This is a genomic window from Caballeronia sp. LZ019 (assembly GCF_031450825.1).
Classification (GTDB): domain Bacteria; phylum Pseudomonadota; class Gammaproteobacteria; order Burkholderiales; family Burkholderiaceae; genus Caballeronia.
On sequence record NZ_JARTVZ010000003.1, the window covers coordinates 156,535 to 176,864 of the forward strand.

Annotated in this window: 17 protein-coding genes and 1 pseudogene; 7 read left to right on the forward strand and 11 right to left on the reverse strand. The window is 63.5% G+C overall.

What is annotated here, in order from left to right:
* Nucleotides 1–18 precede the first annotated feature (18 nt).
* From P9255_RS09205 to P9255_RS09215, 3 genes and pseudogenes are all read left to right on the forward strand, one after another.
* A pseudogene (locus P9255_RS09205) lies at nt 19–381 on the forward strand (glycosyltransferase); the annotation flags it as partial.
* A gap of 172 nt (nt 382–553) precedes the next feature.
* Complete coding sequence (locus tag P9255_RS09210) at nt 554–1,195, forward strand: glycosyltransferase (protein ID WP_309789394.1); 642 nt, start codon at nt 554–556, stop codon at nt 1,193–1,195.
* Nucleotides 1,192–2,388, forward strand: coding sequence for a glycosyltransferase (locus P9255_RS09215; protein WP_309767306.1), 1,197 nt, complete (start codon nt 1,192–1,194; stop codon nt 2,386–2,388). Before P9255_RS09210 ends, P9255_RS09215 begins: the two co-directional genes overlap by 4 nt.
* A 95-nt stretch (nt 2,389–2,483) precedes the next feature.
* On the opposite strand, the gene P9255_RS09220 is transcribed toward P9255_RS09215, so the two are convergent.
* From P9255_RS09220 to P9255_RS09230, 3 genes are all read right to left on the reverse strand, one after another.
* Entirely contained in the window at nt 2,484–2,723 is a 240-nt protein-coding gene (locus P9255_RS09220; protein ID WP_309767304.1) for a hypothetical protein, read from the reverse strand.
* A gap of 196 nt (nt 2,724–2,919) precedes the next feature.
* On the reverse strand, nt 2,920–4,023 hold the full coding sequence (locus P9255_RS09225) for a right-handed parallel beta-helix repeat-containing protein (protein WP_309767302.1): 1,104 nt from the start codon (nt 4,021–4,023) through the stop codon (nt 2,920–2,922).
* Nucleotides 4,024–4,582: 559 nt separating this feature from the next.
* Nucleotides 4,583–5,725, reverse strand: coding sequence for a GNAT family N-acetyltransferase (locus P9255_RS09230; protein WP_309789395.1), 1,143 nt, complete (start codon nt 5,723–5,725; stop codon nt 4,583–4,585).
* A 386-nt stretch (nt 5,726–6,111) separates the two neighbouring features.
* On the opposite strand from P9255_RS09230, the gene P9255_RS09235 reads away from it, so the two are divergent.
* A complete protein-coding gene (locus tag P9255_RS09235; protein WP_309767298.1) occupies nt 6,112–7,206 on the forward strand; it encodes a GNAT family N-acetyltransferase in 1,095 nt (364 codons plus the stop codon).
* A gap of 54 nt (nt 7,207–7,260) precedes the next feature.
* Here the strand turns inward: P9255_RS09235 and P9255_RS09240 are convergent, their stop codons facing one another.
* Nucleotides 7,261–8,343 carry a hypothetical protein gene (locus tag P9255_RS09240; protein ID WP_309767296.1) on the reverse strand — a complete coding sequence of 361 codons (1,083 nt, stop codon included), beginning with the start codon at nt 8,341–8,343 and terminating at the stop codon, nt 7,261–7,263.
* A gap of 88 nt (nt 8,344–8,431) precedes the next feature.
* Nucleotides 8,432–9,346: a right-handed parallel beta-helix repeat-containing protein gene (locus P9255_RS09245; RefSeq protein ID WP_309767294.1), complete on the reverse strand. Its 915-nt coding sequence runs from the start codon at nt 9,344–9,346 to the stop codon at nt 8,432–8,434.
* 207 nt (nt 9,347–9,553) lie between these two features.
* On the opposite strand from P9255_RS09245, the gene P9255_RS09250 reads away from it, so the two are divergent.
* Nucleotides 9,554–10,108, forward strand: a complete 555-nt coding sequence (locus P9255_RS09250) for a DapH/DapD/GlmU-related protein (protein WP_309767292.1) — start codon at nt 9,554–9,556, stop codon at nt 10,106–10,108.
* A 422-nt stretch (nt 10,109–10,530) separates the two neighbouring features.
* The gene (locus P9255_RS09255; RefSeq protein WP_309767291.1) at nt 10,531–11,658 is read left to right on the forward strand and encodes a glycosyltransferase; all 1,128 of its coding nucleotides are present in this window, start codon (nt 10,531–10,533) and stop codon (nt 11,656–11,658) included.
* 24 nt (nt 11,659–11,682) lie between these two features.
* Here the strand turns inward: P9255_RS09255 and P9255_RS09260 are convergent, their stop codons facing one another.
* Nucleotides 11,683–12,702, reverse strand: a complete 1,020-nt coding sequence (locus P9255_RS09260; RefSeq protein ID WP_309767290.1) for a polysaccharide deacetylase family protein — start codon at nt 12,700–12,702, stop codon at nt 11,683–11,685.
* Nucleotides 12,703–12,889: 187 nt separating this feature from the next.
* On the opposite strand from P9255_RS09260, the gene bluB reads away from it, so the two are divergent.
* The gene (gene bluB / locus P9255_RS09265) at nt 12,890–13,558 is read left to right on the forward strand and encodes a 5,6-dimethylbenzimidazole synthase (protein ID WP_309767288.1); all 669 of its coding nucleotides are present in this window, start codon (nt 12,890–12,892) and stop codon (nt 13,556–13,558) included.
* A 3-nt stretch (nt 13,559–13,561) separates the two neighbouring features.
* Here bluB and P9255_RS09270 read toward each other — a convergent pair whose 3' ends face one another.
* The 5 genes from P9255_RS09270 to fae form a co-directional block, all read right to left on the reverse strand.
* Nucleotides 13,562–14,776, reverse strand: a complete 1,215-nt coding sequence (locus P9255_RS09270; protein ID WP_309767287.1) for a YeeE/YedE family protein — start codon at nt 14,774–14,776, stop codon at nt 13,562–13,564.
* A gap of 448 nt (nt 14,777–15,224) precedes the next feature.
* Complete coding sequence (locus P9255_RS09275) at nt 15,225–16,322, reverse strand: carotenoid 1,2-hydratase (protein ID WP_309789396.1); 1,098 nt, start codon at nt 16,320–16,322, stop codon at nt 15,225–15,227.
* Nucleotides 16,322–18,883: an FtsX-like permease family protein gene (locus P9255_RS09280; RefSeq protein ID WP_309789397.1), complete on the reverse strand. Its 2,562-nt coding sequence runs from the start codon at nt 18,881–18,883 to the stop codon at nt 16,322–16,324. The genes P9255_RS09275 and P9255_RS09280 overlap by 1 nt, the downstream gene beginning before the upstream one ends.
* Nucleotides 18,880–19,575, reverse strand: coding sequence for an ABC transporter ATP-binding protein (locus P9255_RS09285; RefSeq protein ID WP_309789398.1), 696 nt, complete (start codon nt 19,573–19,575; stop codon nt 18,880–18,882). The genes P9255_RS09280 and P9255_RS09285 overlap by 4 nt, the downstream gene beginning before the upstream one ends.
* Before the next feature lie 114 nt (nt 19,576–19,689).
* The gene (gene fae / locus P9255_RS09290) at nt 19,690–20,223 is read right to left on the reverse strand and encodes a formaldehyde-activating enzyme (RefSeq protein ID WP_309789400.1); all 534 of its coding nucleotides are present in this window, start codon (nt 20,221–20,223) and stop codon (nt 19,690–19,692) included.
* Nucleotides 20,224–20,330 lie beyond the last annotated feature (107 nt).

Below are 20,330 nucleotides of genomic sequence, written 5' to 3' on the forward strand. Positions count from 1 at the left end.
AGAACGGAGATCCGGGCCATGAACAAAGTCATCCTCTTTGCCAACACCGACTGGTATCTCTACAACTTTCGCCTGTCGCTCGCGTATCGCTTGCGCGACATGGGTCACGAAGTCGTGCTGATATCGCCGCCCGGCGAATACGGGCCGCGTCTGCGGGAACTCGGCTTTCGCTGGCATGCCGTGCCGATGATTCGCCGCAGCCTCAATCCGCTTCGCGAACTGAATCTCGTCTTGTGGCTCGCGCGATTGTTTCGTGAGGAACGCGCGACGCTGGTGCATGGCTTCACCATCAAGAGCGCGGTGTACGGCTCGCTCGGCGCCAAGCTCGCGGGCGTGCCGGCGCGCGTGAACTCGGTCGCGGGACTGGGTTACGTGTTCACGAGCCGCGATATCAAGGCGCGGCTGTTGCGCCCGGTCGTTCGCCGCGTATTGCGGCTCGCGCTCGACGGCGACGGTTGCGCGCTCATCCTGCAGAATCCCGACGATGTGCAGATGTTCAGGAAAGCGCGTCTCGTTCGACGACACCGCCGTTCATCTCATCAAAGGTTCCGGCGTGAATTGCGCACGCTTCAAGGCGCGTCCCGGCGATGCCCCGCTGTCGCGCGAGCCGCTACGTGCGTTGCTTGCCGCGCGCATGCTGTGGGACAAGGGCATCGCCGAATTCATCGACGCGGCGCGCGCATTGAAGCGCGAAGGCCGCACGATCCGCTTCATCCTCGCGGGAATGCCGGATGCGGGGAATCCCGCCTCCATCGATCGCGCGACGATAGAAGGTTGGGTCTCCGAAGGACTGGTCGAATGGCGCGGCCACGTCAGCGACATGCCCGCGCTGCTCGCCGACACCGACGTCATGGTGCTGCCGAGCTATCGCGAGGGCTTGCCGAAATCGCTGATCGAAGCTGCCGCGTGTGCGCTGCCGCTCATCACCACCGACGCGCCCGGTTGCCGCGAAGTCGTCAGCGTGAACGGCGAAGATGGACTGATCGTGCCGGTGCGCGATGCCGTCGCACTCGCCGATGCAATGCGCCTGATCGACGACGATCGCGCGCTCGCACGCAAGCTCGGCCTCGCCGCACGCGACAAGGCGCTGCGCGAGTTCGACGAAGCGATCGTCATCGACAAGACGCTCGGCGTGTATCAGACGCTTGCGCCGGTGCGCCAGGCCGCGCCTTCATCCGTCGGCATCGCGCCGTGAAGATCGTTCATGTCATCACCGCGCTGCCCGCGGATGGCGCGGAAATGCTGCTGTACCGGCTGATACGCGCGTCGCGTGAAAGCGGCGTGCGGCACACGGTCATCTCGCTGTCGTCGGAGGACACGCTCGCTGCGCGCATCCGCGAAGCCGGCGCCGAAGTGCGCATTCTCGGCATGCGGCGCGGCGCACCGGGACCGGCGAAGTTCGCGACGCTCGTGCGCTGGCTCGACGAGCTCGATCCCGATATCGTGCAGAGCTGGCTTTATCACGGCGATCTGATGGGCGGCCTCGCGCTGCATGCCGCAAACGCATGGCGACGTCTGCGCGGCTCGCGCGCGCCGCGTCCCGCGCTCGTGTGGGGCATTCATCACACGGACCTGCGTTCGGCCGGCAGCAGCCGCATGACGCGCTGGGTCACGAAGGCGTGCGCGCTGTTATCCGCGCGCGTGCCCGACTCCATCGTGTGCTGCGGCGAAGCGGCGTTGCGATCGCACGTGGAAGGCGGATACTGCGCTGCAAAGATGACCGTGATCCCCAACGGTTTCGAACTGGATGTCTTCAGGCCGATGCCCGATGCGCGCGACGCCTTGCGCCGCGAGCTCGGCTTCGATGCGGCTGCGCCGGTGATCGGCATCGTCGGGCGATACCACGCGGTAAAGGACTATCCGAACTTCATCGCGGCGATGCGCCGCGTGCTCGACGTGCTGCCCGAGTGCCGCTTCGTGATGGCGGGCCGTGGGCTGGATGCCGGCAATCGCGCGCTCATGGCGCTGCTGGATGACGCGGGTATCGCGCATGCGGGGCGTCTGCTCGGCGCGCTGCGCCATCCGGAGACGATGCTCGCCGGGCTCGATGTGTTCTGCCTGTCGTCGCGCAGCGAAGGACTGCCCACGGTCGTAGGCGAAGCGATGGCCTGCCGCGTGCCTTGCGTGGCCACGGACGTGGGCGACACCGCATGGCTTATCGGCGACACGGGGTTGATCGCGCCGCCTGAAGACGCGGACGCACTGGCGCGCGCGCTCATCACCATGTTGACGATGCCCGCGAACGAACGGTCGAGACTGGGGCTGGCCGCTCGCGAGCGAATCGAACGTGTTTTCTCGATCGAAACGAGCTGGCGCCGCTATGAAGAGACGTACGTCCGTACGGCGAATGCGTTGCGCGCATCGCGTGCCGAACGACTCAGCGCGTGATTGCGTCGGATATCGGCAGACAGACTGAGGATTGAGGCAAAGCTAGCGAGTGCGTCGCGTGCGCTGCGAGGACCGCAGAATTTGCACGTCGCAAGTCATTTGTGATGACCCGAGCGCGACGAGTGCCCCGCTTCCTTCGGATTGAGTTCGTCCGACTTGTGCATGCGGCCGCGCAAGCCCCAGAGACCGGATGATCTCTCGCCGCCGCCTTCGTCGCTGCCTTTGCCGCGCCGATGCCGCCGCCGCGAAGGCAGCAGCACATCGGCCGCCGCCAGCAAGGCGAGCGCAACGACAGCGAAAAACACTATCGTGCCGACAGTAGTGGCGAAGTCCATTCCCTCTCCAGACGAATCGACGCTGGGTAATCCCGCAGCCGGGACTACTTAGAGCAGCATCCATGCCATTAGTTTTCGGCATTTTCCGCCGAAAGTTGAGGCCCCGTACAGGTGATTGTAAGAAAAAGACACTTGCGCAAACGAGAGCGCGGCGCCGGCGGGCCGCTCTCTCGTGCCCGGCGATGAACCGCTTCGCTTAACGCGTGTAGGTCATGTTCGTCACTTCGACCGACGGACCTGCATTGTCCCAGTCCGTCTTGCTGAAGCCGAGCGCCGAGTGCAGATAGACCGGCTTGTCGCTGCTGATATGACCCGTCACCGAATAGCCGTTCAGTTGCAGGCCGCCCACTGCATACGCCACGTGATAGGCGGCATTGTCGTGATGGTTGGTGATATCGATCGACACGTTCTTCGCCACCGGCCCCGGCAGCATGCCGAGATACACCAGGATGCCGTAGCGCGTGTTGTTCGTCGTCGGGCTGATGATCTTGATGTTCTGCAGCACCGCGTTGTTGTTGTTCGGCTCGATGTCGAGTCCGGCCGAAGGCAGCGTGCCCTTCGTGTTCGACCACGTCGGCGTATCGAACGTGATGTTGCTGCCGCTCGTGATCGTCGCGCCCTGGCGACGGTTTCCGTCCGCGAGGTGCTTGGTGATGGTCACGCCATTGCTCGGCGTCGTGCGCGTGCGATACGAATTGCCGATGTACACGCCATCGCCCCAGCAGTTGATCGTCGTCGGCGACGTGATGGTGACATTGCTCGCGCCGGCGATGGAAAGGCCCATGCCCTGGCCGCCATCGTTCGGATCGTTCGTCGCGGAGTTGAGCTCCTTGCTGCCGTCGAGATACGCGTTCTCGATCTGCACGTTGTTGACGTCCCACATACGCATGATCTGGTAGCTCGCCGCGTTGTGCGCGAGCAGCTTGATCGACGCGCCGCTTGCGAAGCGGATATGCGAATTCGAGCGCAGGTCCACGCCCGCGGAGTCGATGCGCACCTTGCCGGAGATCAGCAGGATCTTGCCGACGGAACCGTCGATGGCCTTCTGAAGCGCGACGCGGTCGTTCGTGACGCCGTCGGCCTTCACGCCGAACGAGCTTGCGTTGACGACCGTGCCGGACGTGGCCGTGGTGGCCGCCGCTTGCGTTGACGAGGCGACGTCCGTGCTCGATGCCGCCGTTGTCGTGGCGGCCGAGTTGCGGCGCCAGCGCTTGTCGGTGGCGGCGAGATCATCGGCGCTGCCGCCGCCGCATGCGGCCAGCACCATCACGCCGGTGCAGGCGGCAATTGCGTTAAGCAATTTACGACGTGTGAAAAGGGGATTCTGGATTTGCTCGGAAGAAAGAAGATTTTGTCTGGAAAAGGGCATTGTGCTTGACGTTATTAATAGGCGACTGGGAAAAAGAATGTCCGTCGAGACCGTAACTCGGACGAATGCGGAGCGTTTAACCGGGGCCGAAAAGTTGCCCAAAGCATGCAAGGCCGCGAATGCCGGTCAAACTTACTTCATAACGCTTGCGCGCAAAGTATCTAATACCGATACCGGGTCCGTATGATACAGAACGTGGTATGACAATTCGGAACGTTTCGTAACGCGATGTAACAATCGGGCGGGAACAGGTCGAAATGGCGGGAACGTACGTTCGCTCAATCCCCCGCCAGGCGGGGGATTGAGGAAACCGTTTGCATAATGATCGGACGATTAAAATAAAATCGCCGCAGACGCGAATATGAAGCCGTCGTTGCTACCGAACCACGGGTTTCACGTATGAAGAAAAGAGAATATCTTGCCGTTTATATTGCTCGTATTAAACGGTCGCCAGGCATAATGGATTGCTTTATTCCCCGAAAATGGGCCTTCAAAGTTTTTCCGACGCGACTTCTGCCTTTCCACGCCGCATCCCTGCCCGGATCGCCGCGAGCCTCGTCAAGCCGTCGTTCATGGCGAATGCCACGCGCCCCCAGGACGACTGCGCAATCTGAACACTCGACGCTGCCGACATATTCCCCTTGCTCCAATACGGCTTGAACGTCTCCGAGCCGACGCCCAGGTCGAAATCCATGCTGTTCTCGACGGCCCAGCGCACCCACGCTTCGGTCGAGATCGCACCCGGCGCGAGCTTGCTGCGCTCCCGGTCGAATCCGGCCATCACGCCGAGCATGATTTTTCGGCCGAGGCCGACCATGTTCGCGGCGATCGGCGCGCCGTCGAGCAGCAGCACCATGACGCGGGCGTAAGGCCTGCCGTCGCTGTCCGCCGGATGATTCGCAAGAGCGACGAGATAATCGCGGAACGCCTGCGAATAGAGCCACGCCCCCTTCTTGTTGACGCGTTCGGCCCAACTGCGCTTGCACGCGAGCATCCAGTCGATCATGCGTGCGTTCTCTTCTTCGTCGTCGGGGCCGAGAAAGCGCATCTCGACCTGGCCCTGACGTTCGAGCTTCCTGAGCAGCGCACCCGGCTTCTTCCCCGACAACGTGCCGAGCGATGCCGCGAAGCTTTCCCAGTCCTTCTCACGAGACAAACGCGCGATGGCATAAGGATGCTCCTTCGACGTCATCAGTCCGTCATGCGCCATGGCGAGGCGGAAGAGCGTGTCGTCGTGATCGAGATAAGGCAGCAGGAAGATATCGGACGGACAACGTTCGAGCGCGGCGCGCCAGATCGATTCAATCAGTTGAACTGAAGCATGGTCAGGATCGATCAGCACGGTCGTATAGTCAGCCGATTCCGGACTCAATGGCCGCAGCACGGTCCACAGCCGGTTGCGCGAACGAACGAGCGGCCACACGGCAATGAGCCGCTCACCGCGACGCACCGCGATGATGCGAAGCGATCGTCCGATGGGCTTCGCCACGCGCTCCCAGCTCAGCCAGCAAGTCACGAAGGACTCGTGATGCCGGCCGTCGGCGCGACGCCATAGCGCGTGCCATTCGTCGCCGAGCGCGCGAAATTCCTCTGTCGTTTTGATGATGTCGATACGTTGGGCCGGTGCAATCATGAATCTCTCTGCGACGATGCAAGGGTTACGATGGCAGCGCTCGAATGAAGTCCGCCACGAGTATGGCAAGCAATCCATTGGCTGTCCTGCGCTTGGCGCATCTTGCATCGCGGAGCAACCGGCGCAACGTGCGATGCCGTACAGTGGTGCACGCGAGTGGTCAATTACCCTCCGGTAAGCTCCTGTAATAAGTCGCGCGACGACTCTGCTTGACATCGTCGAAACTTATGCATTGCCTCTTCTGACATACGACGTTGACACCGCTTCTTCACTCTGTCTTCGCCAGCATCCGAGCGCTGTTGACTGCGTGCGAACGCCTGCGTTTCAAGCCTTTCGCGGATTTAAACGCGTAGCGAACTGCATCATGAACCGAGTTGCGAGGGACAATGGATAACGAATGCTATTCAGTCAGCTCTTCACCTGTTGCGACCAAGCCGAAGCCGGCGAAAGCGAAACCGAATAAAGCGAAGGACAACATCAACACCGTGGTCGCGGGCAATATCAAACCCCAAGGCCTGACCGCACGATCGATCTTTCACGAACCGTGGTGGCTCGAAGCAGCGACCGACGGCAAATGGGGCATTGTCGAAGTCAAACAGGGCGATGACGTCATTGGTGAAATGCCCTATATGCTGGAACGCAAAGGCTTGTGGCGCATTTGTGAATTGCCGCCGCTGACACGCACGCTCGGTCCCGTCATCAAGCCGCAACGCGCAGGCGGCAGTGAGCGTGAGTGGTGTTATCGCATGGAGATCGCGAATCAGCTCGTCTCGAAGCTGCCAGCGTGCGCGCACTTTCATCAACTGATGGACACGCGCATGTCGGAAGCGGAGGCCATTGCCTTTTCGCTGCATGGCTACGATGTGTCCATCGGCTACACGATGGAGATCCCAGCTGAACGCACGGAAAGCGAAGCGTGGTCGGCCCTGCGCCGCAATACGCGCAACTGGGTGCGGCGTGCGACCGAACGCCTCACGATACGAGAGATTGCGAGCCCCGATAGCTTCGTTGACTTCTACGACAGCAACCTCGCCGTTCGCAAGCGCAACAACGTCTATGGCTCGACGATCATGCGGCGCGTGCTCGGCGAAGTGCGCGCGCGCAATGCGGGCGTGATGCTCGGCGCATTCGACGACAACGGCACGCTCGTCGCCGAAACCGCGCTGGTCTGGGATGACCGTGCGGTGTATTACATGCTGTCGTCGCGCCGCGCGGATGCACACGGCGGCGCAATCAGTCTTCTGATCTGGGAAGCGGCGCGTATCGCGCGCGAGAAGAAGCTCATCTTCGATCTCGACGGCATCTCGACCGCGACCATCCTCGACTTCCTGTCGGGCTTCGGCGGACGGCTCGTCACGCGCTATGAGATCGAACGCATGCGTGCCGACTACGGCGCGCTGCGCACGGTGCTTCGCGGCGAAAAGATGGCGAGCAAGACGGGTGCGAAACGCCTGCGCAAGGCGCCGCTCGAGAAGACCTGAAGCCGCGTCGTCATCGGCGGCCGATGCCGTCGATGACGTATCGTTCGATGTCTTCTAGCTGCCGATGAAGTAGGCGTACACGCCTTCGTAATAGCTCTTGATGACTTCAGCGGACAGCACCAGCATTATCCCTACTACCCACCATATCGAGAATGCGTTTCGAAAGCGAATCTGCGGCATGATGAAAATCATCATGAGCGGGATGCAATACCATACACGCCCCTTGCCGAACGGAAACAGCACGAACGCAAGCAGCAGATAAAGCACCAGCACGATATGCATCGTGCAAAGCTCGGTCCATACGGTGGATTTCGCCGCCGGCCTGTTCTTCCACTCGGAATAAAGAAACACGATGGAAGCCGTCATGTAGATGACGAGCAGAATCACCAGCTTGATCGTGAAATCGTTCTGATAACCCGAGTATTCCTCGATCCGCCTGCCCCCGAAGTTCCTGAACAGGAAGCCCGCCGACGAGACGAGCACGAAGGCCATCGCGCTCGCGCTCGCGAACGCAAGGCGCCTGCGGTCGCCGCACAGGCGGATCGTCAGCAGCAGCAGCGCGGGTATCGCGAAGGTCGTATGAACGAAGCATGCGAGCACCCATCCGGTGACGGGGCGGTGATAGCGCAGTGTGAACAGCATCGCGATGCCGAACGCCATGCCCTGCCGGATCTGGAAAGTGCCGACCGTCGCGAGCGCCATCGGCACGACCGCCCAGAGAACCAGGCCCAATAGCGGCCGCCGGACTTCGAGCAGTGCGATGAACACCAGCGCATTGAGCATGACGACCGTGATGCGAACGCCGGTTTCGGGCGTGAAGCCGAGCGCATTGAGCCCCACCACCCACGCGCGCCAGCCGAACTCCTCGGTGACCGTGCTGATGATGAACGCGAGCGTCGACGTCCGCGCCTTATAGGTACTGACGAACCAGTCCCACGTCGTTCGGCGGAAATACTCGAGATAATTGTCCTGGTCGAGCACGGCCGAAACGTGCCGCGGGCTCGTCGCCATGATGACGAGAATGACCACGGCGAGCGTGACGAAGAGCCATCCGCCCGGCGTCGCGAGAAAATGTTGCCCACGATGCACGACACGCGAGGCCGATGCGCTTCGACCCTGCATCGCTCTTGCTCTCATCGAAGAATCCTCGCGTGAATTGTGGCATCGGACAGCGTGCGGCGATGCGTGCGCGGAGTCTGTGCGCTGTCCCACAGCATGTGAGGCTCTAGCGAACCAGCCGCAATCCGGTGACGACGATAGCCGGCCCGCGCTTGTCATAGTCGATGCTTTCCACGGATGCGAGCCGCGAATCCACCCATGTCGGAGAGCGGCTCTCCACGCGGCCTTTCACGATGAAGCCCTTCGTATCCAGACCGGACACGCTGAAGGCATTGTCGGTCGAGCCTTCATCGCGATGACCGCTGATCGAGATAGTCACCTGCTTCGCGAGCGGCCCGGGAAGCTCCGCGAGAAAGACCAGAATGCCGATATGGCAATTGCGCGTGACGGGATCGACGACGCGGATGTTCTCGAGCACGTCGCGATTCGAATTAGGCTCGATATCCAGTCCCGCCGATGGCGCCGTGCCCGCGATGTTCTGCCACGTACAGCGCTCTATCGCGATGTTCCGGCCGCTGATGATCGAGACGCCCTGCCGCCTGCAATCGCTCGCGTGATGTTCGATCAGGCGAATGTCCTCGGGCGCGACGGAAGGCGAGCGATAACTGTTGGCGATATACACGCCATCGCCCCAGCAGCCGGTCGTGGTGGCCGAGCGAATGGTCACGTCCGTGCTGCCCGCGATGGAAATGCCCATGCCGTAACCTTCCTCGCGACGCTTCGGCTTTGCCGCGTTCAACTCCTTGCTGCCGTCGAGCATCGCGTTTTCCAGTACCACATTGGTCACGTCCCAGAGGCGAATGATCTGGTAAAAGGGCGTATCGTGGGCGAGCAGTTTGATCGACGCACCCGGCTCGAAACGCACGCGCGATCCGCTGCGCAGATCGAGGCCCTTCGCGTCGATTCGGCAGCGTCCTTCGATCAGGAGCGTCTTGCCGACGGCTGCATCGATAGCGGCCTGAAGGCGCAGGCGGTCGTTGGTCGTCCCGTCGCCCTTTACGCCGAACGCACTGGACCTCACGATGTCCGCGGCGTGAACGGGCACTCGAGCAAGGGTTTGTACCAGCGCACCGGAGGCAATCAGCTTTAACGCAATCCTTCTTTTTCGCATGACGCGGCAGGCTCCTTGGCGTCGTTCGGGTACATCGAATGAAATGTGAGTTCTCAAACTTATACGCGATGAACGGCCCGTTACGCTACCGCGCAACGCATCTTCCTTAGGTTACCGATGAAACCGATCGATCTGATCAGAAGCGACCTTTACCGTTATGCGGGCGCGGCGAACGCGGGCGCGCTCGTGCGAAAGTTCGTATCGTCGGAGGGATTCAATTATTCCGTCTGGTTCCGTCTTGCATCGTCGAGACCGCGTGGAATTCTTGGCGTAGTCCTGAGGATCATCCTGCGTCGCAAGCAGAGACAGTTCGGCATCGTCATTCCGCCTGGGACAGCCATTGGCCCGGGACTATTCATCGGGCACTTCGGCAATATCGTGATCAACGAAACAGCCGTTATCGGCGCGAATTGCAATCTGTCGCAAGGCGTGACCATCGGCTCGAATCACGGCCAGGCCGCGACGATTGGGGATAACGTGTATATCGGCCCGAATGTATGCATTGTCGAAAACGTCGTGATCGGCGATTCGGTGACCATCGGCGCGGGCAGTGTCGTGACCGCCGACGTCCCTTCCAACGTCACGGTTGCAGGCGTGCCGGCGCGCGTGATGAGCGACGATCTCGCGCGTAACCGTCAGGGCCGGTATGTTCTTCGCCGATGGACTGCCTGACTTCGCGATGCCCTCGACGAGCAGCTATACGTAAAGGCGTCGTCATCATATCGACATACGCTATGTGTCAAGTGGCGCCAATGCACAAAAGAAGGCTTTCAGGAGCGTCCAATTCTTAACCAATACGCGGCCTAGCCAACATTTCATCAACAAAAAAACGTGCCATCGAAAAGTCGTGTCGGGCGATGATATTCGGACTCCCAACGTGATTCGTTTAGCGGGATATCCCTGATTAATCATAAAAAACGCGGGAATAAGAAAGGGTTATCGCACGTTTCTCGATTTGCATATCCGCAATATCGCTGGGTGCAGTCGCTTCATCGCAGGACTCGTGGGCCGAAGCACCGGCCTGCTTCAACGGGCTTGGTTTCCATGACTCATTCCGATCGACCGTCCGCGCTGTTGACCATGAGCACACGACAATGCTGAATCTTGCCCTCGGCTGCCTGACATCGTTTTGTCTGACCCTCTGGATCGTGAAATATACGTCTCGTGCCGGTTCCCGCTGGCTCGATTCCGATTTGAAGGGAGTACAGAAGATGCACACCGTCCCGGTCCCGCGCGTGGGCGGCGTGGCGATCATGGGCGGAACCGGAATCACGTTTTTCATAGGCGGCATATTCGACGCCAACCCGCCCGGCGAGTCGATGCTCCTGCTAGGCTGCGCCGCGATACCGTTTCTTGCGGGCTGCATCGAGGACATCACCAAGCGTGTGAGCCCGCGCATTCGGCTGCTCGCTGCGATGGCCGGCGCGATCTGCGCGGTCTATGCATTGAACGCGGTGCTCGGCCGCGTCGATCTGCCTATCGTCGATCGCGGGCTTGCGCTGATGCCGGTTGCAATCGGCCTCACGGTGCTCACGGTGTCGGGACTGACCAATGCCATCAATCTGATCGACGGCATGAACGGACTTGCGTCGGTATCGGCCATACTCATCTTCGGTTCGATCGGCTATGTCGCGCATCAGGTCGGCGACTGGCTCATCATGAGCGTCGCGTTGACGATGATCGGCACCATCCTCGGCTTCGCGGTGTGGAACTACCCCGGCGCGGCAATCTTTCTCGGCGACGGCGGCGCATACTTCATCGGCTTTCTGATGGCGGAACTGCTCGTGCTGTTGATTGCGCGGCATCCGAACGTTTCGGCGTGGTATGCGGCCGTGGTGGCGATCTACCCGCTCTTCGAGACGATCTTCTCCATCTACCGCCGCAAGTTCGTTCGCGGGCGGCCCGTCAGCGAGCCGGATGGCGTGCATCTTCATACGCTGATCTATCGCCGTATTGCGCTGCACGGCGCCGATTATGGCGATGCCCGCCAGCGCGGCCGGCGCAACGCGCGGACATCGCCTTATCTGTGGGCGCTGTGCTCGGTCGGCGTCGTGCCCGCGTCGTTCTTCTGGAACGAGCCGGTCGTGCTGTTCGCCACGGACATCGTGTTCGTCGGCGCGTACGTGTGGTTCTACGCGTGCATCGTGCGATTCAAGACGCCGCGCTTCCTGCTCGGTCACGCTTCCATCACGCCGGCCACGTCGCAGGAAACGCGCCGCTGACGCCGATCCTCGATACCGTCGCGTTCAGGCGGCGGTTTCGAGCGCGCTCGATGCGCGGCCGTCCGCGTGGTGGCGTTCGCCGAGCGCGCATAGCTCTTCCATGTTCAGCGACACGAAGCCGTATCGCTCGCGCAGTTCGACATAGTGGTCCGCGATACGCTGCAGGAACGCGATGTTCTGCGCCGTATCGCGTCCGAAGTTATGCGGATGCCACCACAGGTGATACAGCCGCTTGTGGATCGCGGCGTGCGTCATTGCATGCTTGATGCGGTTGAGGCGCAAGTGGTCGAATACCGCCAGCCTGCGCTTGAAAGGCCGTAGGAAACTGCTCGCAGGAAAGTTGAACGGCGCTGTGCGAAAGCAGTCTTCAAGCGCGTGCGTGTTGTGCCCGGACACGTTGACGTACGCATCGAGCAGGCGGCTCGCGCGCATCATGCGGCTTTGCCCTGCCTTGTCCGATGCCGCATAGGCGTGCCCGCCTTGCGTCCCGCGATAACACAGAATGCCGTGACGAACGAGCACGGCGAGATAGGCATCGTTGCATTGATTGCGCGGAAACACGATGCTCTTGATATCGACGCCCGAGCGCCGCGCCACGTCCACCGCGCATGCGATGTCCTCCTCGAACTCGCGCACGCCCTGCCCCTCTTCGAGACAGTAATAGTGCGAGTACGTGTGCGTGCCGATGGCCTGCCCCGGCTGTGCCGCAATGCGCGCAATCAGGTCGGGCGCGAAGTGATAGAGCGGATCGAGTTCATGCGCGGCATCGATATATTCATACGGCGATATTCCTGGCCGCTTGTAGTGCGGACGCGTTTTCGGAAGGCTTGCTTTCAGTTCGGCGGCATCGCGATGAAACATGAAGCCGACGGTCGCCCATGTCGCATGAATGCCGCTATTCTCGAAGACGTTGAGCATCTGCGGAATGGCGCGCCGCCCGCCTCGCAGATTCTCTCCATAGCTTTCGATGGTCCGCGTCTCGCGCACGCCCCAGAGCAGTTCGAAGTCGAGCGAGACGGTGAATACGCCGTGATCGAAGGTCATGTGCCTGCCTGGTCGATGAATATGCGGACGGTGAGCGTGTTCCGAACGGCATCGGGCATGTTCGCCGATTTTCCCGCGCGCGATGGTGGTCTACCGCACCGTGATGCACGTTCGCGCCCGGCATCGCTGTGCACGATTGCGCGATGCGGATACAGTTGCGCTGCCGCGCATTCCACGACTATCGACGATGAACGAGACTTTCAGCGAGACTTACAGCGAGACTTTCAGCGAAGCAGAACGAAGCGCGGTCTACCGCGCGATTGCCGAGCGGCGCGACATGCGGCACTTCGTGAGCGATGCCGTCGCGCCGCAAGTCATGCAGCGCCTCATCGACGCCGCCCTGCACGCGCCGAGCGTCGGCTACATGCAGCCGTGGCGGATCGTACGCATCACGTGCGCGCAGCTTCGGCAGCAGCTTCAGGCAGCGGTGGAGCGCGAGCGGCTTCTGACCGCCGACGCGCTCGGCGAACGTCGCGATGCGTTCATGAAGCTGAAGGTGGAAGGCATGCGCGAGTGCGCGGAATTGCTCGTGATGGCGCTGATGGATGGCCGCGAGCAGCACGTCTTCGGCCGACGCACGTTGCCCGAGATGGACCTCGCGTCGGTGGCGTGCGCGATTCAGAACATGTGGCTCGCGGCGCGCGCCGAGGGCATCGGCATGGGATGGGTATCGCTATTCGATCCGCGTGAGATCGCCGAATTGCTGGCGATGCCGGCCGGTGCGCGGCCCGTCGCGATTCTGTGCATCGGCCATGTCGAACGGTTTTATGACGCGCCGATGCTCGAAACCGAAGGCTGGGCGAAGCGTCGGCCACCGGAGGAATGCGTCTTCGAGAACCGGTGGCCGCGCGAGTGACGGTCAGCAGGACGTGGGCTTGAGCCGCTCGACTTCGAGCCCGAACATGGGGCGCAGCCGCGTGCCGAGCACGTTGCCGAAGAACGCGGCGACGAGCCAGAGCCAGCCGTGCAGGCTGCCCGACACGATGCCGCTGAAATAGGCGCCGATGTTGCATCCATAGGCGAGACGCGCGCCATAGCCGAGCAGCAGACCGCCGACGATGGCGGCAATCAGCGAGCGCATCGGCACGCGCCACACGGGCGCATAGCGTCCGGCGAGCGCGGCGGCGAGCATCGCACCGAGCACGATGCCGATGTCCATCACCGAGGTCACGTCATGCGAGACCGGCGCGGCGAGTGTCGCGGCGTTGGCCTTGCTCATCCAGTAGGGCCAGCTTGCGACATCGACGCCCATCGCCGCTGCCGCTTTTGCGCCCCACAGCGCAAACGCCGATGTAACGCCCCACGGCCGTCCGGACAGCGCGAGCGTCGCGAAGTTGAGCACGGCGAGCGCGAGCGCGCCGGCGATGAGCGGCCACGGTCCGTGCAGCCACGGCGACGTATGCGCGGGCTGCACGTGCGCCGCGACGAGCTTGCCGTGCCGGCGCTTTTCGACGAATACGGTCAGTGCCGCGATCAACGCGAACAGAATCCAGTTGAAGGCGAGCGCGGGTGCGAGGCCCATCGACTTGACGAGCGATATCGGCTGAAGCGATGGCATCGCGGTCCAGAACGGCATATGCGCGGTCGCGATCACCGATCCGGCGATGAACGCGAGCAGCGTCACGATCATGCGCGTGCTGCCGCCGCCGACGGTGTACAGCGTGCCGGATGCGCAACCGCCGCCGAGTTGCATGCCGATGCCGAAGATGAACGCGCCGACGATCACCGAGGTGCCTGCGGGAGATACCAGGCCGGTTACGGGCATGCCGAAGAGGGAGCCTGCTGCGAGCGCCGGGAAGAACAGCGCGACACCGACTGCGAGCATGAGCATCTGGGCGCGGAGCCCCGCGCCGCGGCCATCGGCGATGAAGACGCGCCACGCAGACGTGAAGCCGAACGCGGCGTGATAAAGCGCGATGCCGAGCAAAGCTCCGACGATGTAGAGCGCGGCCTGGCGCGGGCTGGCGGTTTGCGCGAGGTACCACGCGCCGGCTAGAAGCAGCAGTGCTGCTATGCCTAGCGGTTTGGGATTGATGTCGCTGCGGCGGCGGAGGGGGCTGGTTAGGTCGGACATGGCTTTCTGTGACGGGTTAACCCCTACATTGTCGCGGTTTTGGACGCGGTTTGCAGACAAGTGGGGCGGCGCTTTCGTGAAAGCATTGCGTGTTCCGCACACGGGCGTGGTTGGGGCAAGCCGCTCGATGCCTGACCTTGGCCCACTGTGCAGCGGCGTGCGATGCTTTGATTGCGGTACTTTGCTCGTCTTGGGCGTATTCAAAATCGCGCGGCGGCGGCCCGAAGACGCTCGGAGTCAGTGTTGTCAGTCTGCGAGAAAAACCAAGAAAAGCAGCATCCTTCCGAACCGCCCAATGCGCTACCTAATATCCCCAATCCATAAAGCATCGGTAGCAATCGAGTGAATCAGCCGCCGCTAATGCGCTTCCGCCCCCGCTGAGCGCCACGTCCTCGAGCCCTTGACTCGTCAGCCCCGGCGAGAAGCAAAAACGCAAGAGCACGATCATTCACCGCTTCCCCGCCTCCACCGCCTTCGCATACCCGGTCAACTCGAGATACCCCCGCCCCCGACGCCCCGCCCCCTGCGCTTCTCCCGTCACCGTCACCGCACCTTCCCAATACACCGCCCCCGTCGATTCCCGCGAGTCCAGTTCCTGATCGTCGATGAGCGGCGCCAGGCGCCAGCGCGTCGCACCGACGCGCACGGTCATCGCCACCGGATACTCCGTGTTCGTGCGCGGCGATCGCCACTGGCGCTCCGGCACGAACTCCACATCGCCGGGGCCGTATTGCGTCGTGCGGCCATCGCGGCCGCGCAGCGCGGCATGCGCCCACACCGCGCGGCCATCGCGCGAGCGGACCTTGAAGGCCATCAGCGCCGCGCCATCGTCGAGATTCGCGCCGAGCCAGTCCCAACCCGACGCATCCGCCGAAAGCAAAGTGCTCGACCACTCGTGATCGAGCCACGCACTGCCCGTCACATCGACCGTCTCGCCCTTGCCCGATGACGACGGCCGCGTCACCTTCCCGCTCACCTGCAACTGCGGCTCACTGTAGTAATAGCTCGCCTGCTGCGGCTGCGGACCCTTGCGCGAATAACCACCCTCGCCCTGAATCATCGGCGGCTGCGTCGGCGCAAAGACGAGATGCAACGCAAAACCGGCGGCGTCGGCGTTGACCGCGTAGCGGCCATCCGCGTCGCGTACCATGCGCCACGCATCCAGCTTGACGTCCGTATTGCCCGCGTTTGCGTACGCCAGGCCGAACCCTTGCCGCGCGATGTTCTGATCGTGCACGAGCCGCCCATGAGCCGGATCGGACAGCGCGGCATGCGCGACGATCAACTGCGACGGATCGAACGCGCCCCCGCCGTTCCCCTTGCCGGTGTTCGAGCGGAAGAACGTGATCTGAAAACCGAGCGGCTTGTGGTCCGGCGTCTCGAGCCAGCCGGTCGCGTACCACCATTCCGTGCGATACCCCGAATGCGCGCCGCTGTCCTGCGGCCACTCGATCGGCCGCCCCGGCGACACCGCCGCGAACTGTGGCTCGGCGGCGAGCGAGGTCGTCGAGAGAAGCGCCAGCAGCAGCATCGATAACGCGCGCATCACCAGTCCTCCCGCACGGCGCGCACCGCATCCACGGACACCGCGCGCCGCCCCGCCAGCACCGCCGTGGTACACGAAGAGACCAGCATCACGCAGCCGATGATGAAGAGCATCGACCACGGCACGTGCAGCGACATCGTCCAATGGAAGCTTTGCGGGTTCACCACGAACACGAGAATCAGGCTGATGGCGAAGCCGAGCACGCAGCCGACCGCGATGCCGAGCACCGTCAGCAGGCCGCCTTCGGAGGCAAGCAGCGCAAGGATCTGCTTCCTCGTCACGCCCACGTGCCGCAACATGCCGAACTCCCGCGAACGCGCGAGCGTCTGCACCGAAAACGTCGCGGCCACCCCGAACAGGCCGATGACGATCGCCACCGCTTCGAGCAGATACGTGACGGCGAAGCTGCGATCGAAGATGGTCAGCGTGCGCGCGCGAATGTCGCCGGGCTGCGAGAACTCGAGCGCATCGCCGAACGGCAGCTTCTGCAGCGCCGCGATGACCTGCCCGGCCGACGCACCCTGGCGCAGCGTAATGGCCGCATCGGTCGCGCCCATGTCGCCGGTCAGCCGCCGATAGTCCCCGAGGCGAATCTGCAGCGCGCCGGTCTGCCGGACATAGTCGCGCCAGATGCCCGCGACGACGAAACGCTCGCTCGCGCCGCCGACCGGCAGCGTGAGCCGTTGCCCCGTGCGATAGCCGTACAGGTCCGCCATCGCCTCGGACGCCCACACCGGCGTTTCGTCCGTACGCCACGATTGCGGCGGCAGCGTCGCGCCGGTCATCTGCAGCATCGCGCCGGGATCGGCCTCGTTGATTTCGCGGGCGATCAGCGCAACCGGCGGCTTCGATGCATCGAGCGTGATCTGCGATGCGCGCGAGAACGCCGCGTGCGCCACGCCGTTCGTCCCCGCAATCCGCGCTTGCTGGTCCGGCGTGAGGCCGCCGGTGTCGCCGCTCGACGCCACGCGCGCGTAGACATCGGCGGAGAGAAGATGCTCCAGCCAGTCTTCGACGGATACGCGAAAGCTCGCCACCATGATCGCCATCGCGACGATCAGCGTGAAGCTCGACAGCACGCCGCCCATCGCGATCGACGCCTGCCCCGGCGCGTTCGCAAGCCGGGCGAGCGCGAGCGTCGCGACCGCGCTTCGCTTGCTCTTTGCACGCAGCCACGCATGCGCGGCGCTGGCCGCGCCGAACACAATGGCGGTGAGACGCGGCATCAGCGCGATACCGCCTATCAGCAGCAGCGCGACAGCGGCATAGCCGGCGAAGGGCGCATCGTCGATGGGCGGCGCCTGCGTCAGCGCCGCGCCGAGCGCGAGACAGAGCAGCGCGGGCCACGGCGTTGACAGGGGCGAGAGCGCGGCTTCCTCGCTGCCCGCCTTCAGCGCCGGCGCAGGCCGCGCGCGGGCCGCTTCGAGCGCGGGAACCAGCGTGCCGGCGAGCGCCACGCCGATGCCGAGCGCGAGAAAAATCGCCGTCGAAACAGGCTCGAAGTGGACGCGCGGCTGCACGCCGGGGAAGTAGCCGCCGCCCAGGTCGCTGCCGAAAAAGCGCAGTGCGATGCCCGCGACCGCGAAGCCGAGCGCGATGCCCAGCACCGCGCCCGCCACGCCGAGCAGCGCGCCTTCGGCCATGATCTGCCGCACGAGATGCCCGCGCGTCATCCCGAGCACGCGCAGCATCGCGAACTGGGCGCGGCGGCGCACGACGCCCGCTGCCTGCGTCGAGAACACGAGGAACGCGCCCGTGAACAGCGCGACGAGCGCCAGCACGTTCATATTGATGCGATACGCCCGCGAGAGCCGGTCCGTGCGGCTCTCGATGTCCCGCGTCTGCCCGACGACGATGCGCGCGCCGAGTTCGTCCTGCAGCGCGCGCTGGAACGCTTCGCGATCGACGCCGCGCGCCAGTTGCAAATCGATGCGCGTCAGTCGGCCCTGCATGCCGAAGCGCGACTGCACGGCGGCGATGTCCATCACGCCGATACGCTGCCCCGGCAACGCGCGCACGACGCCGCCCGCCACGCGCAGCGGCACCGGCTGCGTGCCGTTCTGCAGATCGACCTGCAGGCCCACGCCGGTATGCAGCCATTGCTGCGCGGCGGTCGAGAGAAAGATCGCATCGTCGGACAGCACATCGAGCGGCGCTTGCGGCGACGGCGCGCCGATCAGATCGGGCGCGATGCGTTTCGCCCGGAACACGTCGATGCCGAGCACCTTGAGCGGCGCGGTCTGCTTCGGCACGGCGACATCGACTTCGAGCACGGGACTCGCCATCGCGACGCCGGGGCGCATTGCGAGGACCGGATAAAGGCGCTCGTCGATGAACGGCTGCACGCCGCGCACCTGGAGGTCGGCCTGACCCGACAGGCTGCGCGCGGCGGCGGAGAACTCGTTGAACGCGGCGCTGTTGATGAGTTGCACCGCATAGCCGAGCCCCACGCCGAGGGCGATGGTGAGAATGGCGACGAGCGCGCGTCCGCGATGACTGCGCCATTGCGCGCCGAGCAGCCAGCGCGACAGCAAGCGATGAGCGGCCGGGCGCGCCGTCATCGTGCGCGCGCTTCGTTGAACGCCGCGAGCGATGCAGCTTCGTGCAGGGCGCCATCGGCGAGAATCAGCACGCGGTCGGCAAACGCCGCTGCCGCTTCCGAGTGCGTGACCATGATCGCGGCGGCGCCGGTCGCGCGCGTCTCGGTGCGCAGCAGGCCGAGAATTTCATGCGCGGTCTGCGGGTCGAGATTGCCGGTGGGTTCATCGGCGAGTATGAGGCGCGGCCGGTGCACCAGCGCCCGCGCGATCGCCACGCGCTGCAGTTCGCCGCCCGAGAGCTGGCGCGGAAGATCGTCCTGACGATTGAAGAGGCCCACGGCCGCGAGCATGCCGTGCGCCGGTGCGAGCGGCATGCCGTTGAGCAGCAGCGGCACGGCGACGTTCTGCACGAGCGTCAGATGCGGCAGCAGGTGAAACGCCTGAAACACGAAGCCGAGTTTCTCGCGGCGCGTCCGGGTGGCGGCTTCGTCGCTCAGGGCGGAGATGGACACGCCGTCGATCAGGATTTCGCCGCTGTCCGGCGCGTCGAGGCCCGCGATGAGATTGAGCAGCGTGGACTTGCCGACGCCCGAGTCGCCCATGATCGCGATGAATTCGCTTGATCCGAGCGTGAAGTCCAGTCCCGCGAGAATGGTTCTGCCAGAACCGAAGGTTTTATGAAGGCGGCGGCATTCCAGTGCGGGGCGGGTCATAGGCAGGCGCGTTCCGGTGTCCTCGGGTGATGCCTATTATGCCTAGGTGTTTCGTCGGATGTGAGACGAAGACGCCGCCCGTTTCGTTCCGTTAGGACGCCATTGCTGTTTCGCTCAGCTCCAGTCGTCCATGTCGTGCTTGATGCTGTGCCGGTTCGCGATCAGCGTCTCCACGCTCGGCTCGTTGCTCATCGCGCGCTGGATGGCGAGCTTAGTCGCTTCGTAGTTCGTGCGGTACATGTCCTTTTTGTCGAGGTTGGCGTCGGCGCCGCAGCGCGGATCGATCCACACGAGGCTGATGATGCACAGATCGTCGGCCTGGTCCTTCGGCAGGATGCCTTCGATAAGGCAATCGACGACGGCATCGGCGGTGGCCGACTGCACCACGCCGCCGAACAGCTCGATGGCCGGCATGTCCTTGAGCGTGACCTTGGGGACGATCATCGTCGCGGGGCGGACCATCTGATTGCACGCGCGTATCGCGAACATCGCGGTATGTCCTTTCGACTGCGCCATCATGTTTGCGAATGCATGGCCGACCGGCCCGTTGACGCGGCCGATCAAGATCTCCGGCATGGCGTCGGTGGCCTGGCCGGGAGCGGCGAATACGGTGGCTTCGCCGGCGCGGAATTTCAAATCTACGGACATGAGCGGCTCCTGGGTCGTCGGGTATGCGAAGTGACAAGGGCATGCAAGGTGGATGCCATGCGTGCTGCCACAACGAAAGCTCCCGCCACGCGTGACACTTTGCTCAA

Excerpts from the sequence above, each read along its gene's own strand:
- P9255_RS09220 (WP_309767304.1), bottom strand. The coding sequence starts at position 2,723 with ATGGACTTCGCCACTACTGTCGGCACGATAGTGTTTTTCGCTGTCGTT.
- P9255_RS09230 (WP_309789395.1), bottom strand. The coding sequence starts at position 5,725 with ATGATTGCACCGGCCCAACGTATCGACATCATCAAAACGACAGAGGAA.
- P9255_RS09235 (WP_309767298.1), top strand. The coding sequence starts at position 6,112 with ATGGATAACGAATGCTATTCAGTCAGCTCTTCACCTGTTGCGACCAAG.
- P9255_RS09240 (WP_309767296.1), bottom strand. The coding sequence starts at position 8,343 with ATGAGAGCAAGAGCGATGCAGGGTCGAAGCGCATCGGCCTCGCGTGTC.
- P9255_RS09250 (WP_309767292.1), top strand. The coding sequence starts at position 9,554 with ATGAAACCGATCGATCTGATCAGAAGCGACCTTTACCGTTATGCGGGC.
- P9255_RS09255 (WP_309767291.1), top strand. The coding sequence starts at position 10,531 with ATGCTGAATCTTGCCCTCGGCTGCCTGACATCGTTTTGTCTGACCCTC.
- P9255_RS09260 (WP_309767290.1), bottom strand. The coding sequence starts at position 12,702 with ATGACCTTCGATCACGGCGTATTCACCGTCTCGCTCGACTTCGAACTG.
- bluB (WP_309767288.1), top strand. The coding sequence starts at position 12,890 with ATGAACGAGACTTTCAGCGAGACTTACAGCGAGACTTTCAGCGAAGCA.
- P9255_RS09270 (WP_309767287.1), bottom strand. The coding sequence starts at position 14,776 with ATGTCCGACCTAACCAGCCCCCTCCGCCGCCGCAGCGACATCAATCCC.
- P9255_RS09275 (WP_309789396.1), bottom strand. The coding sequence starts at position 16,322 with ATGCGCGCGTTATCGATGCTGCTGCTGGCGCTTCTCTCGACGACCTCG.
- P9255_RS09280 (WP_309789397.1), bottom strand. The coding sequence starts at position 18,883 with ATGACGGCGCGCCCGGCCGCTCATCGCTTGCTGTCGCGCTGGCTGCTC.
- P9255_RS09285 (WP_309789398.1), bottom strand. The coding sequence starts at position 19,575 with ATGACCCGCCCCGCACTGGAATGCCGCCGCCTTCATAAAACCTTCGGT.
- fae (WP_309789400.1), bottom strand. The coding sequence starts at position 20,223 with ATGTCCGTAGATTTGAAATTCCGCGCCGGCGAAGCCACCGTATTCGCC.